Genomic DNA, 14935 nt, shown 5'->3' on the forward strand with positions numbered 1-14935 from the left:
CGTATCCGGTTCCGCCAAGCCCGCTGTCACGGCACGTGACGGCTCCTCCGCACGACTCGCCCCGCCGACCACGGGACGTTACGCTCCCCGGCATGGCCAGACGAGGCTGGGGAGGATCGATCGCCACCGCGATCGGTGTCGCTGCCGGTGCGGGTGCGGCGCAACTGGGCTTCGGTTACGGCCTGGGCATCATCAACTGGACCACGGCGGGGGGTGACCGGGCCGAGGCGGCCTGGGTCGCGAGCCTCGCCTGGGCCACCTGGATCGCCGCGACCTCGGTGATCGCCGGCGCGATCTGCGCCCAGCGGCTCCGCGACCGGGGCGCCGACGAGGAGTCGGTGGGCAGCTCCGGGTCGAAGCTGGCGCTGGCCCTCGCCGCAGCGGTCGGTGCGCTGGTCACCGTCCTGCTGGTGGCGGTGCCCGCCCGGGCGGCGGTGGTGCCGCAGATCGGGTCGCCGCAGGCCGTGGCCGCCGGATACGCGGCCGCCGGCATCCTGATCGGGTCGCTGGTGGCCCTCTGGGCGCTGCACTCCCGCGCCGCCGCCACCAACGTCATCGCCACGGTCGGCTGGCTCTGGCTGCTCGCCGTGGTCGCGGTGGTCGACGGGGTGCTCTCCGGTCGTGGACTCGCCAGCGCTCAGCTCGGCATCTGGCAGATCAGCGCGGACCGTGGCTCGTTCTGGATCCGGGACTACTTCTACTGGCCCGGCGCGGCCCTCTCCACCGGCTCGGCCCTGGTGATCGGCGCGCTCGCCGCCCGGAACGCCGCCCGGTCACCCGACCGGCGGGTGGGGGCGGCGGCATCCGGGGCGGCCGGGCCGCTGCTGGTGGCGGTGGCGTACCTGCTGGCGGTGCCGAGGCTCGCGGGGATCGCCCCCGAGCAGTTGTCGGCCCACCTGATCGCCCCGTACGCGGTGATCGCCGGGGTGGCCGGCTCGGTGCTGGTGACGGCGCTGGCCCAGCGGGCCGACCGGCGGAACGCCGCCCGCGCCGGGGTGACCGTGCCGCGGCAGCGCAGCGGCGAACCCGACGACCCGACGGTGGCCGGCCCGCAGCCGGACGCCGCGACCGGAGACCTCACCGACCCGGGTACGCCGGACCCGACGGTGGTCGAGCCGATGGCCGAGGACATCCCGCCGTCACCGCGCGGAGGCACCAGGACGCGGACGGCGTCCAGCCGTGCCCCGTCGTCCCGGGCCCGTTCCACCGCGACCGCGCCGACGGCTCCCGCCCCGACCGGCGGGTCCACCGATCCGACCGCTCAGGTCCCGGGTGCCGGCGTACCGCTCGGGGGCGGCGCGGAGTCGATCCGGCCGGTCGGGGGCGGCGCGGAGTCGACCGGGCCGGTCGATGGCGGCGCGGAGTCGACCGGGCCGGTCGGTGGCGCGGGGGACGTACCGGCGGGCGGGGCGAAGAGCCGGGCCGGACGGCGTAGCCGCTGAACCCGGCCGCCGGTCGAGGCGGAACAGGTCCGCTGACGTACCCCTCGCCGCGCCCGGCGGGTCAGTCGACCGGCCAGGTGTGCACCGGCTCGTTGCTGGTCTGCAGCTCGGCGTAACGCTGGAGCATGTGGTGCAGCGCGGCGTTGCGGTCCATCCCCCGGTGCCGCTCGGCTGCCCAGACCGCCTCGGTCTGCCACACCGCGCCGTTGCGGCCGGTACGGCAGCGCTGCTCGATGATGCCGAGCAGCCGGTCCCGTTCGGCCGGCGCGACCCCGAACCGGTCCAGCCCCTGCGCGGCCTTCGGCAACAGCACGTCCAGCACCAGCCGGGTGACCGGCACCTCGCCCAGCCGGGGCCAGTGCAGCACGGCGTCCATGCCGCGCCGGGCGGCGGCGTGGAAGTTCTCCTCCGCCGAGCTGAAGGTGAGCTGGCTCCAGATCGGCCGGTCCGACTCGGCGAGCCCCCGGGCCAGCCCGAAATAGAAGGCGGCGTTGGCCAGCATGTCCACCACGGTCGGGCCGGCGGGCAGCACCCGGTTCTCCACCCGCAGGTGCGGGCGGCCGTTCATGATGTCGTAGACCGGCCGGTTCCAGCGGTAGACGGTGCCGTTGTGCAGCCGCAGCTCGCCCAGCTCGGGCACCCCGCCGGCGTGCAGCACCTCCACCGGGTCCTCGTCCTCGCAGATCGGCAGCAGCGGCGGGAAGTAGCGGACGTTCTCCTCGAAGAGGTCGAAGATCGAGGTGATCCAGCGTTCCCCGAACCACACCCGGGGGCGTACGCCCTGGGCCTTGAGCTCGTCCGGCCGGGTGTCGGTGGCCTGCTCGAAGAGGGCGATCCGGGTCTCCGCCCAGAGCTGCCGCCCGTAGAGGAACGGCGAGTTGGCCCCGATCGCCACCTGCACCCCGGCGATCGCCTGGGAGGCGTTCCAGTAGTCGGCGAAGCTGTCCGGCGCGACCTGGAGGTGGAACTGGAGGCTGGTGCAGGCGGCCTCGGGCGCGATCGAGTCGGTGTGCGTCTGCAACCGTTCGACGCCCCGGATGTCCAGCTCGATGTCCTCGCCCCGGGCACCGACGATCTGGTCGTTGAGCACCCGGTAGCGCTCGTTGGTGGAGAGGTTGTCGGCCACCAGGTGGCTCTCGGTGAGGGTGGGCAGGATGCCGACCATCACGATCCGGGCCTCCGACTTGGCGGCCCGTTCCTCGGCGCGGCTGAGGCTGCCGCCCAGGTCCTGCTCGTAGTCGGCGAAGCCGGTGCCCTCGATCAGCCGGGGCGAGGCGTTCAGTTCGAGGTTGAACTGCCCGAGTTCGGTCTGGAAGAGGGGGTCGGAGATGTCGGCCAGGATCTGGTCGTTGCGCATGGCCGGCTCGGCGGCCGGGTCGACCAGGTTGAGTTCGATCTCCAGCCCGGTCATCGGGCGGTCGGCGTCGAAGCCGAAGTCGTCCAGCATCAGCGCGAAGACGTCCAGACAGCGCCGGACCTTCTGCCGGTAGCGGACCCGGTCCTCTCGGGAGAAGGCGCCCTGCTCGACGTCCCTGCCCATGTGTCCTCCCGGCGCGAGGCGCAACGGAACCGTACCGTTCCGGAACGCAGTGTGAACCCCTAACGTTAGGAGCGCCCACGTCGCGGAGGCCAGAGGTCGGACCGACGCGATCGCACGCCGGGCGACGGCAGCCCCGCTCCGGGTGCGCTCCCGGCCGGATCTCTACCCAGCTCGGGCGCTCGTCACCGGGTGCGGCCGACGATTGCCGGTGACAATTCGCACCCGTACGCGAACGGGGCCCGCGCCGTCGGACGGCGCGGGCCCGGGGTTCAGGCGGGAAAGGCTCAGCCCTGGCGGACGGCCTCGCCCTCGATCTCGATCTCGATCTTCTTGCCGACCAGGACGCCACCGGTCTCCAGGGCGACGTTCCAGGTGAGGCCGAAGTCCTCCCGGTCGATCTCGGTGCTGGCGGTGAAGCCGAAGACGTCGGTGCCGAACGGGGTGTGACCCACGCCCTCGAACTCGACCTCCAGGTCGACCGGGCGGGTGACGCCCTTGATGGTCAGCTCGCCGGAGAGGACGAACTCGTTGCCGCTGCGGGACTTCACGCCGGTGCTGCGGTATTCCAGGGTCGGGAACGCCTCGACGTCCAGGAACTCGGGGCTGCGCAGGTGCGCGTCCCGGTCGGCCTGCTTGGTGTCGATGCTGGCGGCCTGGATGGTGGCGGTCACCGAGGACTGCATGGGGTCCTCCGCGATGGTGACGGTGGCGGTCGCGTCGGCGAACTCGCCGCGGACCTTGCTGACCATCATGTGCCGGGCGACGAAGCCGACCCGCTTGTGCGCGACGTCCAGCAGGTAGGTGCCGGCCGTCGGGATGGTGAGGCCGTCCCACTCGCGGGTAACCGCTCCGGTGCTGCTGGTCATGGTGCTGTCCTCCAGGGGAGATTGTTTAGTAACCCAACGACTGACGGAGCAACTATAGCCACAGCAATATTCCCCGTGTCAAGTACTGGTAGGATGGCTTCGTGAACCAGAACGCGTTCGACGACCCCCGGATCACCGCCGTCGGCCTCCTCGTCGAGGCGCACGCCGGGCTGTTCGCCCGGTTCGCCGCCCAGTACGAGGAGCACGGCCTCTCACCCGTCGAGTTCGAGGTGCTGACCCGGCTGGCCCGCTCCCCCGGCAACCAGCTCCGGATGACCGACCTCGCCGCCCAGACCTCGCTCTCCACCAGCGGCGTGACCCGGGTGGTCGACCGGATGGAACGCGACGGCCTGCTCTGCCGCCGGGCCTGCCCCTCCGACCGACGCAGCTCGTACGCGGTGGTCACCCGGGCCGGCATGGAACGGCTGGAGGAGACCCTTCCCGGGCATCTGCGGATCATCGAGCAGTGGTTCACCGGCCAGCTCGAACCGGCCGCGCTCGACGCCCTGCTCGACGGACTGCGCCGGGTCCGCGACGCGGTCCACCCCGGCGCCACCGCCGGCAGCACCGAAACCTCCCCGGCCGAGGCGCCGGCCCGCCCGCGCAGCTGATCGGGGACCGGCAGAAAGACCGGCAGAACTCTTCGAATTGCGGCGGATAGCACCCCGAAAGCGACAAAAGCGCCCAGCCGTGGTGGCTAGGCTTCCGGACAGCGGGGGCGCACCGGGGGGTGCCGGCGCGAGCGATGAGCGAGGGGCAACACCAGGGGGCTTCTTCGCTCGCGCCACCCCCCGCTCTCAGCCCCGGACGGCGGCTCCACCGGGACGCGCGGCGCGGCGCGCCACCAGCGAGTAGAGCAGGCCCTCCTCCTGCGGCAGCAGGCTGATCCCACCCGCCCGCCGGACCCGGTCCAGCCGGTCCAGCACCCCCACGTCGGCGGTGCTCGCGGCCAGCCCCACCAACGCCTCGACGACGTCCCGCCGGTCCTGGCCGTCGATCCCCGCCTCGGCCGCCGTGCCGAACCACTCGGCGGCCAGCTCCCGGTTTCCCTGATGCAGCGCGAGGTGACCCTCGATCAGGGCGCAGACCGTGGCCTGCGGCGAGCCCCGCCCGCCGCCCGGCGACACCCCACCGGACCGCAGCTCGGCCACCACCGCCAGCGCCTCGGCGGAGCGGCCGTCCTGCGCCAACGCCAGACCCACCGTGCCGAGCACCCGGCGGCGGTGCCCCGGGTCACCCAGCCCGGCCAGCGCCGCGGCGACCCGACGACCCTGCTCCGCCGCGTCCGCGTACCAGCCCTGGAGGCGGGTCACCTCCGCCAGGTTGGCCCGGGCGAGCAGCCGCAACCGCTGCTCCCCGCACTGGGCGGCCAGCCGGTCGACCTTGGCGAGGCGCCGCCGGGCCCCCTCCAGGTCACCCACCCGGATGTCGTGCCAGGTCAGGTTGTTCTGGGCGACGGCCATGTCCCGCGTACGACCGTGCCGGCTGGCCAGTGCGAGCACCGCCTCCGCCTGGGTACGCGCCTCCTCGTGCCCGCCGGTGGCGTGCAGCAGCGCGCAGAGCACCGTCCGCGCCGACACCTCACCGGTCACGTCGGCGGCGTCCCGGAACGCGGCCAGTGCCGCCCGGGCCGCCGGCAGCTCCTGCGCCCCGGCCCCGTGCTCGGCGGCCAGCCGCGCCACCCCCAGCGACGCCCAGGCCCGCAGCACCGGATCGGCGTCGGCGGTACGCGGATCGGCCAGCAGCCGACGCAGCCACTGCCGGCCCGACACGTCCCGGCCGCGCAACCGCCACCAGCGGGGCAGCGCCGCCGCCAACCGGAGCGCGGTGACCGGCTCGTCGACGGCGGCGTGGGTCAGGGCGGCGCTGATGTCGGCGGTCGACTCGTCCAGCAGGTGCGCCGCCCCGGGCAGGTCACCCCCGAGCAGGTCGGGCGCGGTCCGGACCACCAGGGCGGCGACGACCCGCGCGTGCCGACGTCGTACGCCGGTCAGCTCCCCCTCGCCGGCCGCCTGCTCGGTGGCGAAGTCACGGACCGCGTCGAGCAGCCGGAACCGCAACGGACCGGTGCCCCGGACGCTGAGCAGGCCCAGCTCACGCAGCCGGTCGAGCAGCCGGACCGGGTCGACGGCGCTTGCCCCCTCCGCGCCGTCGGCGAGCAGGTCTTCGGCCAGCTCCACCGACCAGCGGTTGCGGAACGCGGAGAGCCGGCGCAGCGCCGCCCGCTCGTCCGCCGCGAGCAGGCGGTAGCTGACCGCGACCGCCTCCCGCAGGGTGACCGCCCCCTCCGCCCGGTCCGAGGCGTGCCAGGTCGGCCGGCCGCCGGGTGCCGTGGCGAGATCGAGGACCCGGTCGCCGTACCGGTCGAGGAGTTCGGTGACGTCCAGGATCCGCCCCCGCGCGGCCATCAGCTCGATCGCCAGCGGTAGCCCACCGAGCCGGCGGACCAGCGCCACCACGGCGGGCAGCTCGGCAGGGGTCGGCGGATCGCGGCGGGCCTGGCCGAGCCGGGCGGCGAAGAGCATCGCCGCCGGCCAGCGCGCCAGCGCCGCCGGATCGGAGAGTTCGGTCCCGGCCGGCGGCACGTCGAGCGGCGCGACCGGCCAGACCCGCTCGCCGGGCAGGCCGACCGGATGCCGGCCGGTGACCAGCACCCGCAGCGTCGGCGCCGCCGCCACCAGCCGGTGCAGCGCCTCGGCCACCGGGTCGGGGGCGCGCTCGACGGCGTCCACCACCAGCAGTGCGGGTCGTCCGGCGAACCGGTCGGGCAGCTCGTGCGGACGGGTCACCCCGAAGACGGCGGCACAGGCGGCGAGCACGTCCGCCGGGTCGGAACCCTCACCGACCAGCACCCCGGCGACACCCGCGGGATGGTCGGCGGCGACGGCGTGCGCCACCGCCAGGGCGAGCGCGGTCTTGCCGACGCCGGCCAACCCGACCAGGCTCACCACCGGCGGGTCGGCGGCCAGCAGACCGGCGAGTTCGGCGACGTCCCGGTCCCGACCGATCAGCGGGACCGGCGGCGGGAGGGTGATCGGCGTACCGGTGGGGGTGCCGGCGGCACCGGTGACCGGGAGGTGCCGGGCGGCCTGGCGGGGCGGCGCGACGCCGGCCGGCCGGGCCGCGGAGAGGAAGGCGGCGCGCGTCTCCCCGGTCAGCGCCAGGGCGTCGGCGAGCAGCTCGACGGTGGTGCGCTGGGGTCGGGCGGAGCGACCCCGCTCCAGGTCACGGACGGTCCGCACGCCGACCCCCGACCGGGCGGCCAGCTCCGCCTGGGTCAGGCCGGCCGCGAGCCGGTGCCCCCGCAGCAGATCGGCCAGTCCGGTACGACCGCCCGGGCTCCGCGAACGATCATGATCCGGAGTCATGGGCCCGAAGAGTACGGATCGGGTCCGACGATCGGCAGTGCCGCGTCGTCCACCCGACGGTGGGCCGCCGATATCCGACAGCGTGGAGGTGACGCGGGGCCCCTGCCGCACCGGAGGCGTCGACCGGGGCCCCTCGCCGCTCACATGCCGAGGTCTCGGGCGATGATCATCCGCTGGACCTCGGAGGTGCCCTCGCCGATCTCCAGGATCTTGGAGTCCCGCCAGAAGCGGGCCACCGGATACTCGTTCATGAAGCCGTAGCCGCCGTGGATCTGGGTCGCCTCGCGGGCGTTGTCCACGGCGATGGTGCTGGCGTGCAGCTTGGCGATGGCGGCGTGCCGCTTGAACGGCTCGCCGGCCAGCATCCGGGCCGCCGCGTCGTAGTACGCCAGCCGCGCGGTGTGCGCCTTCATCTCCATGTCGGCGATCTTGAACTGGATCGCCTGGTAGTTGCCGATCGGCCGGCCGAAGGCGTGCCGCTCCCTGGCGTACTTGATCGACTCGTCGACGCAGCCCTGGGCGAGGCCCACCGCGAGGGCCGCGATGGCGATCCGTCCCTCGTCGAGGGTGCGCAGGAACTGGGCGAAGCCCCGACCACGCTGGCCCAGCAGGTTCGCCGCCGGCACCCGGCAGTCGTCGAAGGTCAGCTCGTGGGTGTCCGAGGCGTTCCAGCCGACCTTGGAGTACGCCGGCGCGACCGTGAAGCCGGGCGTGCCCGACGGCACGATGATCGCCGAGATCTCCTTGCTGCCGTCCGGGTTGGTTCCGGTGACGGCGGCGACGGTGATCAGCGCGGTGATGTCGGTGCCGGAGTTGGTGATGAACGCCTTCGAACCGTTGATCACCCACTCGTCCGTGGACTCGTCCAGCACGGCGCGGGTCTGGGTGGCGCCGGCGTCCGAGCCGGTGCCCGGCTCGGTCAGCCCGAAGCCGCCGAGCGCCTCCCCGCTGAGCAGCTTCGGCAGCCACTGCGCCTGCTGCTCCGGGGTGCCGAAGCGGTAGATCGGCATCGCGCCGAGGGAGACCGCCGCCTCCAGCGTGATCGCGATGCTGGAGTCGACCCGGGCCAGCTCCTCCAGGGCCAGGCAGAGCGTGAAGTAGTCACCGCCCATGCCGCCGTGCTCCTCCGGGAAGGGCAGGCCGAACAGCCCCATCTTGCCCATCTGCCGGACCATCTCGTACGGGAAGGTGTGCTTCTCGTAGTGCTCGGCGATGGTCGGGGCGACCACCTCGCGGGCGAACTCCCGCACGCTCTCCCGCAGCGCCTCTTGTTCCTCGCTGAGCCGGAAGTCCATCGGTTCCTCCTGTCAGGGACGGCTCCGCCGGTCGCTCGTGACGCCGGGGGGTCGCTGGGTCTGGTCGCGGTGCCGGGCGGTGGCGGTCCCGCGGGATCGCGGGCCGGTCAGACCGGGGTGACGCCGTGCCGGCGCCGGGAGAAGTGCCGGTCCTTGGTGCGGGCGGCGGCGAACCGGCGGACCAGCTCGGTGCGCAGCTCGTGCGGCTCGACGATCGCGTCGACCACCAGCTCGCTGGCGAGCCGGACGATGTCGATGTCCCGCTCGTACTCCTCGCGCTTCGCGGCGACGAAGGCGGCCCGCTCGTCCGCGTCGGAGATCGCGGCGATCTTGTTGGCGTAGACGGCGTTGACGGCGGCCTCCGCGCCCATCACCGCGATCTTCGCGGTGGGCAGCGCGATCGTCGCGTCCGGCTCGAAGCCGGGGCCGGCCATCGCATAGAGGCCCGCGCCGTACGCCTTGCGGACCACCACGCAGATCTTGGGTACGGTCGCCTCGGAGATCGCCGTGATCATCTTCGCGCCGTGCCGGATGATGCCCTGCTTCTCCACCGCGCTGCCGACCATGAACCCGGGCACGTCGCTCAGGAACAGCAGCGGCACGTTGAACGCGTCGCAGAGCTGCACGAACCGGGTCGCCTTGTCGGCCGAGTCGACGAAGAGCACCCCGCCCTTGAACATCGAGTTGTTGCCGACGACGCCGACGACCTCGCCGTTGAGCCGGCCGAAGCCGATGGTCAGCTCCTTGGCCCAGAGCGCCTGGATCTCGAAGAAGGAGCCCTCGTCGAGCAGGCCCTTGACGTACCGGCGCATGTCGAACGCCTGCCGCTCGCTGACCGGGACCAGCGCGGCCAGGTCGACCTTCTCGGACGCCGGCACCGGCGCGACGGCCGGCGGCTGCTGCTGCCAGTTCCCCGGCAGATACGACAGGTAGGTCCTGACCACGTCGAGCGCGTCGGCCTCGGTCTTGCAGAGGAAGTGCCCGACGCCGGACTCGGCGCAGTGCACCTTGGCCCCGCCCATCGCCTCCAGCGTGGTCTTCTCCCCGGTGACCATCTCGACCATCCGGTCGGAGCCGAGATACATGCTGGCGTTGCCGTCCACCATGGCCACCACGTCGCAGAACGCCGGGATGTACGCCCCGCCGGCCGCGCTCGGCCCGAAGAGCGCGCAGACCTGCGGGATCGAGCCGGAGGCCCGGACCTGGTTCCAGAAGATCCTGCCGGCGCCCCGCCGGCCGGGGAAGAGCTCGACCTGGTCGGTGATCCGGGCACCGGCGGAGTCGACCAGGTAGACCATCGGCACGCCGGTCGAGTAGGCCCGCTCGATGATCCGGATGATCTTCTCGACGGTCCGCGCGCCCCAGCTGCCGGCCTTGACCGTGGAGTCGTTCGCCAACAGGCAGACCGGCCGGCCGTCGATGGTGGCGGTGCCGGTGACCACGCCGTCGGCGGGCAGGCCCTCGGCCATCGCGTTGGCATAGAGGCCGTCCTCGACGAAGGAGCCCTCGTCGACCAGGAGCGCGACCCGCTCGCGGGCGAAGAGCTTGCCCTTGGCGGCGTTCGCCGCGTGGTACTTGTCCGCACCACCGGCCCGGGCGCGCTTGCGCAGCTGCTCCAGAGCCTCACCGTCGAGCGTCACGCCGACTCCCTCGCCATGGGCCGCCTCGTGAGCGGGCCAACTGACCTGAACGATCGTTAGGTTAACGTATCGCACGATCGTCCGGCGACCCCCGGCTGCGGGCCGGGTCGGGCCATTCTCGTGAGAACCACGGAACCTGCGGCCGCAGCTGTGCGCCCTTCCGACGTGACACTTGCTGAGAGTAGGACCGATGTGTGGCGAGCATCACCCGAGCAGTGGGACTTCGACGACGTCTACCGCCGGCAGTGGGGCCCGCTGGTCCGCTTCGCCTACGTGACCACGGAGTCGCTGGCGCACGCCGAGGAGGTCGTACAGGACGTCTTCGTGCAGCTCTACCGGCACCGCGACAACGTGGAGCGTCCCGAGGCGTGGTTACGCCACGCGGTGGCGAACCGGGTGACCTCCTGGGTGCGGCGACGCCAGGTGGAACGCCGGCACCGCCAGCAGCCCGGGGCACCGACCCAGGTGTCCCCGGTGACGCTGGAATTCGTCGCGATGCTGGCGCCGCTGTCCGCGCGACAACGCGCCGCCCTGTTCCTCCGCTACCACGAGGATCTCTCCGAGCAGGAGATCGCCACGGTGCTCGGCTGCCGGCCGGGCACCGTCAAGTCGCTGATCAACCGTGCCCTGGCACGACTGCGCGAAAGGCTGGACCAGAATGCGTGATCTCGACCGGAAGTTGAGCGACGGGTTCAGCCAGGCGCTGGCTGACCTGCCCACCGAGGCACCTGCCGTCGGTGCCGTGAAGCTGTTGGCCGGCAACCCGGCACCCGGCCGACGCGGGCTGGCCGGACGCCGGTTGGTCGCCGGGGTCGCGGTGGCCACCGCCGTGATCGCGGGCGTCGTGGTCGCGCCGTCCGTGCTCCCGCTCGGCGGTGACGGGCCGAGCAGCACGGCTGCGGCCGCCGTGCTGAACAGCACGGCGGAGGCCGCCGAACGGGCGCCGGCCCCGCCGGTGCCACGGCCCGATCAGTTCGTCTACTTCCGGGAGGTCGGCTCGCAGCGCGGCTGCGGACTGGTCTACGAGCGGTGGCAGGCCGCCGACGGCAGGCGTGCGGGCCGGGTGGTGCGGGCGGACGGGGTCAAGGTGCCCCGTCCCGACTGGCACGGCGATCCGGCCGGCCTGCCCGCGCAGGAGGGCTGCCGGAGGATGACCCTCGACGAACCGATCACGGCGGAGAGCAGGGGCGACTGGGAGACGCCGACCCCGGCGTTCGTCGCCGGCCTGCCCACCAACCCCAGAGCCCTCTACGAGCGGGCCCTCCGTGAGGCGACCGCCGCCGGCTCCGAGGAGAAGGACCAGAGAACCTTCGACCACCTGGCGGCCCTGCTGTCGAGTGGCTCGCTCTATCTCACGCCGCAGCTCCAGGCGACGATCCTGCGTGCCATGACCCTGGTGCACGGGATCAGGAAGCACGGGTCCGAGACCGACGCGCTGGGTCGCCGGGGGATCGCCATCGGTGGTCCGCGCAGCGGCGACTACCGGCTGATCCTGGACCCACGCAGCGGGCAGTTCCTCGGCACGGCCGGCGCCCTGGCCGTGGTCCGCACGACCAGCGCGGTGGAGAGCATCACCGAACGCCCCACCCGCTGACGAGTCGCCGACGACGGTACGACGGTCCTGACCGTCGTACCGTCGTGGCGACCCCGGAACGGGGGTTCGGTCAGGCGGGCCGCGGGGTGAGGCGGGTACGGGGCCCGGCCCGCAGCACGCCGGAGGGCAGCTTCTTGCCGACCAGCTCCTCGGCCAGCTCGGCGGCCCCGATCAGGGCGTCCAGGTCGATGCCGGTGTCGATGCCCATGTCGTGCAGCATGTGCACCGCCTCCTCGCTGGCCAGGTTCCCGCTGGCCCCCGGCGCGTACGGGCAGCCGCCGAGGCCACCGACGCTGGCGTCGAACTCGGTGATCCCCAGCTCCATCGCGGTCAGCATGTTCGCCAGGGCGGTGCCCCGGGTGTTGTGGAAGTGCAGCAGCACCGGGACCTGGGCGTTGCGGTCACGGACCGCGGTGACCAGCTCGCGGACCCGACGGGGCGTACCCATGCCGGTGGTGTCGCCGAAGGCGACCCGGTCCGCGCCGTCGCGGACCACCCGGTCCACGATGCCGGCGACCCGCTGCGGATCCACGTCCCCCTCGTACGGGCAGCCGAAGCTGGTCGCCACGATCACCTCGGCCCGCGCGCCCGCGCCGTGCAGCAGGTCGATCAGCTCGGCGATGTCGTCGAGGGACTCCTCGGTGGAGCGGTTCACGTTGCGCCGGTTGTGCGTGTCGCTGGCCGAGACCACCACCTCGATCTCGGTGAACCCGGCGGCCAGGGCCCGCTGGGCGCCCCGGGTGTTCGGCACCAGCGCCGAGTAGCGCACGCCGTCGACCTTCGTGGCCCGCTGCCACACCTCGTCGGCGTCCGCCATCTGCGGGATCGCCTTCGGGTGTACGAACGACACCGCCTCGATCCGCCGCACCCCGGTACGCGACAGGGCGTCGAGGAGACGCACCTTGGCGTCGGTCGGGATCGGTTCCTCGTTCTGCAGCCCGTCGCGCGGCCCGACCTCACGGATCGACACGGATGCTGGCAACTCACTCATCGGTCACCTCACTGTGACGGGATCTGACGGGGTGTTGAGCCCTGTGCTCTCGGGTCAGCGCATCCGGCCCACGATGCCGGTGTCGTAGTCGCCGGAGAGGAACTCCTCGTTCTCCAGCAGCTCGGCGAAGAACGGCAGGTTGCACTTCGGGCCGGCGATCTCGAACCCGGCGACCGCCGCCCGGGCCCGCTCCACCGCCTCGTCGCGGGTCGCCCCGCTGACGATCAGCTTGGCCATCAGGCTGTCGTAGAACGGGGTGACCGTGTTGCCGGCGACATAGCCGGAGTCGACCCGCACGCCCTCGCCGGAGGGCTCGTTCCAGGTGGCGATCACACCCGGGCCGGGCAGGAAGCGCTTCGGGTCCTCGGCGTTGATCCGCAGCTCGATGGCGTGGCCGCGCGGGGAGAGCGCGTCCGGGTCGAAGGTCGGGGGCAGGCCCGCCGCCACCCGCAGCTGCTCCTCCACCAGGTCGACGCCGTAGACGTACTCGGTGACCGGGTGTTCGACCTGGAGCCGCGTGTTCATCTCCAGGAAGAAGAATTCATCGGAGGCGGGGCCGTCGCCCTGGAGGTCCCGCTGACGCGGGACCAACAGGCACTCCACCGTGCCGGCGTTGCGATAGTTGACCGCCTCGCCGGCGCGGACCGCCGCCGCGAGAAAGCGCGACCGCAGCTCCGGGGAGACCGCCGGGGAGGGCGACTCCTCGACCAGCTTCTGGTTGCGGCGCTGCACCGAGCACTCGCGCTCGCCCAACGCCACCACCCGGCCGTCGGCAAGACCGAGGATCTGCACCTCGACGTGGCGCACCCGGGGGAAGTACCGCTCGATCAGCACCGAGCCGTCGCCGAACATCCGCTCGGCGAAGGAGCGGACCTTGTCGTACTCGATGCGCAGCGCGGCCTCGTCGACGGCCACGCCCATGCCCATGCCGCCGCCACCGGCCGCGGCCTTCACCATCACCGGATAGCCGATCTCGGCGGCGGCGACGACCGCCGCGTCCAGGTCGGCGGCCGGGTCGGTGGTGCCCGGTGCGACCGGCACGCCGGCCGCCGCCATCAGGTTCCGGGCGTTGATTTTGTCGCCCATCGCGGTGATCGCGTCCGCGCCCGGTCCGACCCAGATCAGCCCGCTCGCCTCGACGGTACGGGCGAACTCCGCGTTCTCCGACAGGAAGCCGTAGCCGGGGTGGATCGCCTGCGCGCCGGTGCTCTTGGCGGCGGCGAGGATCGCCTCGACGTTCCGGTAGCTCTGGGCCGGGTTCGCCGGCCCGACGCAGACCGCCTCATCGGCCTCGGTGACGAACGGCAACCCCGCGTCGGCCTCCGAGTACACCGCGATCGCCCGGATCCCGAGCCGTTTGGCGGTCCGGATGACCCGGCGGGCGATCTCGCCCCGATTGGCGACCAGCACCGACTCGATCATGTTCTGCAAGGAAGGGCCCCTTCTCCACGCCTCGTACACACCCGGGGTCCCTTCTTAACATGCGTTAAGGCTCGGACGGCGTGTCAGGTCTTAACTATCGTTAAGGCACCGGCGGCGGGTCAGGCCGGCCCGGTGGGTGCGAGCAGGGCGGCGAGGGTGGCGGCACGCAGCAGCTCCGCCCGGCGACGGCGGTCCACCTCGCCACCGAGGAACGGGGTGGAGTTCATCAGGCCGAAGGCGGCGTGGGCGAGCACCCGCGCCTCGCCGTCCGGCAGCCCCGGGTGCAGCGCGGTCAGCACGGTGACCCACTCCTCGACGTAGAGCCGCTGGAGCTTGCGGATGCGGCGGCGCGGCTCGTCCGGGAGGCGGTCCAGCTCGTGCAGGTGCAGGGCGATCACCGCCGGGTTGGCCAGCGAGAAGTCGACGTGGAAGTCGATCAGCGACTCCAGCGCGGCGCGCGGGTCCCCCGGGTGGTGGGCGGCCCGCTCCCCGCCACCGGCGAGCAGCCCCTCGCTGACCGGGATCAGCGCGGCGGCCAGCATCGCCTCCTTGCCGGCGAAGTGGTGGTAGAGCGCCGGGCCGGTGACCCCGGCGGCCGCACCGATGTCGTCCATCGACACGCCGTGGTAGCCACGGGCGGCGAAGAGGCCGACCGCGATCTCCAGGATCTCGTCCCGCCGGGATCGGCGTCGACCCGCGCCCGTCGCCGCGTTCGCTCCGCCCCGTGCCTGCTGTTCCACCGCCACGCCGGCAAGCCTAGACCTCACGCCCGCCCAG

Annotated in this window: 12 protein-coding genes; 4 read left to right on the forward strand and 8 right to left on the reverse strand. The window is 73.0% G+C overall.

What is annotated here, in order from left to right:
- The first annotated feature begins 92 nt into the window (after positions 1-92).
- Positions 93-1442, forward strand: coding sequence for a hypothetical protein (locus ABUL08_RS23465; RefSeq protein WP_350932124.1), 1350 nt, complete (start codon positions 93-95; stop codon positions 1440-1442).
- A 61-nt stretch (positions 1443-1503) separates the two neighbouring features.
- Here ABUL08_RS23465 and ABUL08_RS23470 read toward each other — a convergent pair whose 3' ends face one another.
- Both ABUL08_RS23470 and ABUL08_RS23475 read right to left on the reverse strand, forming a co-directional pair.
- Positions 1504-2982 (reverse strand): glutamate--cysteine ligase, encoded by a 1479-nt coding sequence (locus ABUL08_RS23470; RefSeq protein WP_350932125.1) that lies wholly within the window; start codon positions 2980-2982, stop codon positions 1504-1506.
- 284 nt (positions 2983-3266) lie between these two features.
- Positions 3267-3848: a YceI family protein gene (locus ABUL08_RS23475; RefSeq protein WP_350932126.1), complete on the reverse strand. Its 582-nt coding sequence runs from the start codon at positions 3846-3848 to the stop codon at positions 3267-3269.
- A 101-nt stretch (positions 3849-3949) separates the two neighbouring features.
- On the opposite strand from ABUL08_RS23475, the gene ABUL08_RS23480 reads away from it, so the two are divergent.
- A complete protein-coding gene (locus ABUL08_RS23480) occupies positions 3950-4459 on the forward strand; it encodes a MarR family winged helix-turn-helix transcriptional regulator (protein ID WP_350932127.1) in 510 nt (169 codons plus the stop codon).
- Positions 4460-4645: 186 nt separating this feature from the next.
- Here ABUL08_RS23480 and ABUL08_RS23485 read toward each other — a convergent pair whose 3' ends face one another.
- The 3 genes from ABUL08_RS23485 to ABUL08_RS23495 all read right to left on the reverse strand — a co-directional run bounded on the left by ABUL08_RS23485 (position 4646) and on the right by ABUL08_RS23495 (position 10151).
- Positions 4646-7216, reverse strand: a complete 2571-nt coding sequence (locus ABUL08_RS23485) for an ATP-binding protein (protein WP_350932128.1) — start codon at positions 7214-7216, stop codon at positions 4646-4648.
- Between the two features lie 140 nt (positions 7217-7356).
- Entirely contained in the window at positions 7357-8511 is a 1155-nt protein-coding gene (locus ABUL08_RS23490) for an acyl-CoA dehydrogenase family protein (protein WP_350932129.1), read from the reverse strand.
- Positions 8512-8618: 107 nt separating this feature from the next.
- Positions 8619-10151: an acyl-CoA carboxylase subunit beta gene (locus ABUL08_RS23495; protein ID WP_350932130.1), complete on the reverse strand. Its 1533-nt coding sequence runs from the start codon at positions 10149-10151 to the stop codon at positions 8619-8621.
- 192 nt (positions 10152-10343) lie between these two features.
- Here ABUL08_RS23495 and ABUL08_RS23500 point away from each other — a divergent pair, with 192 nt between their 5' ends.
- Positions 10344-10817: an RNA polymerase sigma factor gene (locus ABUL08_RS23500; protein ID WP_350932131.1), complete on the forward strand. Its 474-nt coding sequence runs from the start codon at positions 10344-10346 to the stop codon at positions 10815-10817.
- The gene (locus tag ABUL08_RS23505) at positions 10810-11745 is read left to right on the forward strand and encodes a CU044_5270 family protein (RefSeq protein WP_350932132.1); all 936 of its coding nucleotides are present in this window, start codon (positions 10810-10812) and stop codon (positions 11743-11745) included. The genes ABUL08_RS23500 and ABUL08_RS23505 overlap by 8 nt, the downstream gene beginning before the upstream one ends.
- A gap of 70 nt (positions 11746-11815) precedes the next feature.
- Here the strand turns inward: ABUL08_RS23505 and ABUL08_RS23510 are convergent, their stop codons facing one another.
- The 3 genes from ABUL08_RS23510 to ABUL08_RS23520 all read right to left on the reverse strand — a co-directional run bounded on the left by ABUL08_RS23510 (position 11816) and on the right by ABUL08_RS23520 (position 14904).
- Positions 11816-12736, reverse strand: a complete 921-nt coding sequence (locus ABUL08_RS23510; protein ID WP_350932133.1) for a hydroxymethylglutaryl-CoA lyase — start codon at positions 12734-12736, stop codon at positions 11816-11818.
- 54 nt (positions 12737-12790) lie between these two features.
- Complete coding sequence (locus tag ABUL08_RS23515; RefSeq protein ID WP_350938800.1) at positions 12791-14158, reverse strand: acetyl-CoA carboxylase biotin carboxylase subunit; 1368 nt, start codon at positions 14156-14158, stop codon at positions 12791-12793.
- A 119-nt stretch (positions 14159-14277) separates the two neighbouring features.
- A complete protein-coding gene (locus ABUL08_RS23520; protein WP_350932134.1) occupies positions 14278-14904 on the reverse strand; it encodes a TetR/AcrR family transcriptional regulator in 627 nt (208 codons plus the stop codon).
- Positions 14905-14935 lie beyond the last annotated feature (31 nt).

The sequence above is a fragment of the Micromonospora sp. CCTCC AA 2012012 genome, assembly GCF_040499845.1.
Taxonomy (GTDB): Bacteria; Actinomycetota; Actinomycetes; order Mycobacteriales; family Micromonosporaceae; genus Micromonospora; species Micromonospora mangrovi.

Excerpts from the sequence above, each read along its gene's own strand:
- ABUL08_RS23505 (WP_350932132.1), top strand. The coding sequence starts at position 10,810 with ATGCGTGATCTCGACCGGAAGTTGAGCGACGGGTTCAGCCAGGCGCTG.
- ABUL08_RS23515 (WP_350938800.1), bottom strand. The coding sequence starts at position 14,158 with ATGATCGAGTCGGTGCTGGTCGCCAATCGGGGCGAGATCGCCCGCCGG.
- ABUL08_RS23475 (WP_350932126.1), bottom strand. The coding sequence starts at position 3,848 with ATGACCAGCAGCACCGGAGCGGTTACCCGCGAGTGGGACGGCCTCACC.
- ABUL08_RS23510 (WP_350932133.1), bottom strand. The coding sequence starts at position 12,736 with ATGAGTGAGTTGCCAGCATCCGTGTCGATCCGTGAGGTCGGGCCGCGC.
- ABUL08_RS23470 (WP_350932125.1), bottom strand. The coding sequence starts at position 2,982 with ATGGGCAGGGACGTCGAGCAGGGCGCCTTCTCCCGAGAGGACCGGGTC.
- ABUL08_RS23490 (WP_350932129.1), bottom strand. The coding sequence starts at position 8,511 with ATGGACTTCCGGCTCAGCGAGGAACAAGAGGCGCTGCGGGAGAGCGTG.
- ABUL08_RS23465 (WP_350932124.1), top strand. The coding sequence starts at position 93 with ATGGCCAGACGAGGCTGGGGAGGATCGATCGCCACCGCGATCGGTGTC.
- ABUL08_RS23485 (WP_350932128.1), bottom strand. The coding sequence starts at position 7,216 with ATGACTCCGGATCATGATCGTTCGCGGAGCCCGGGCGGTCGTACCGGA.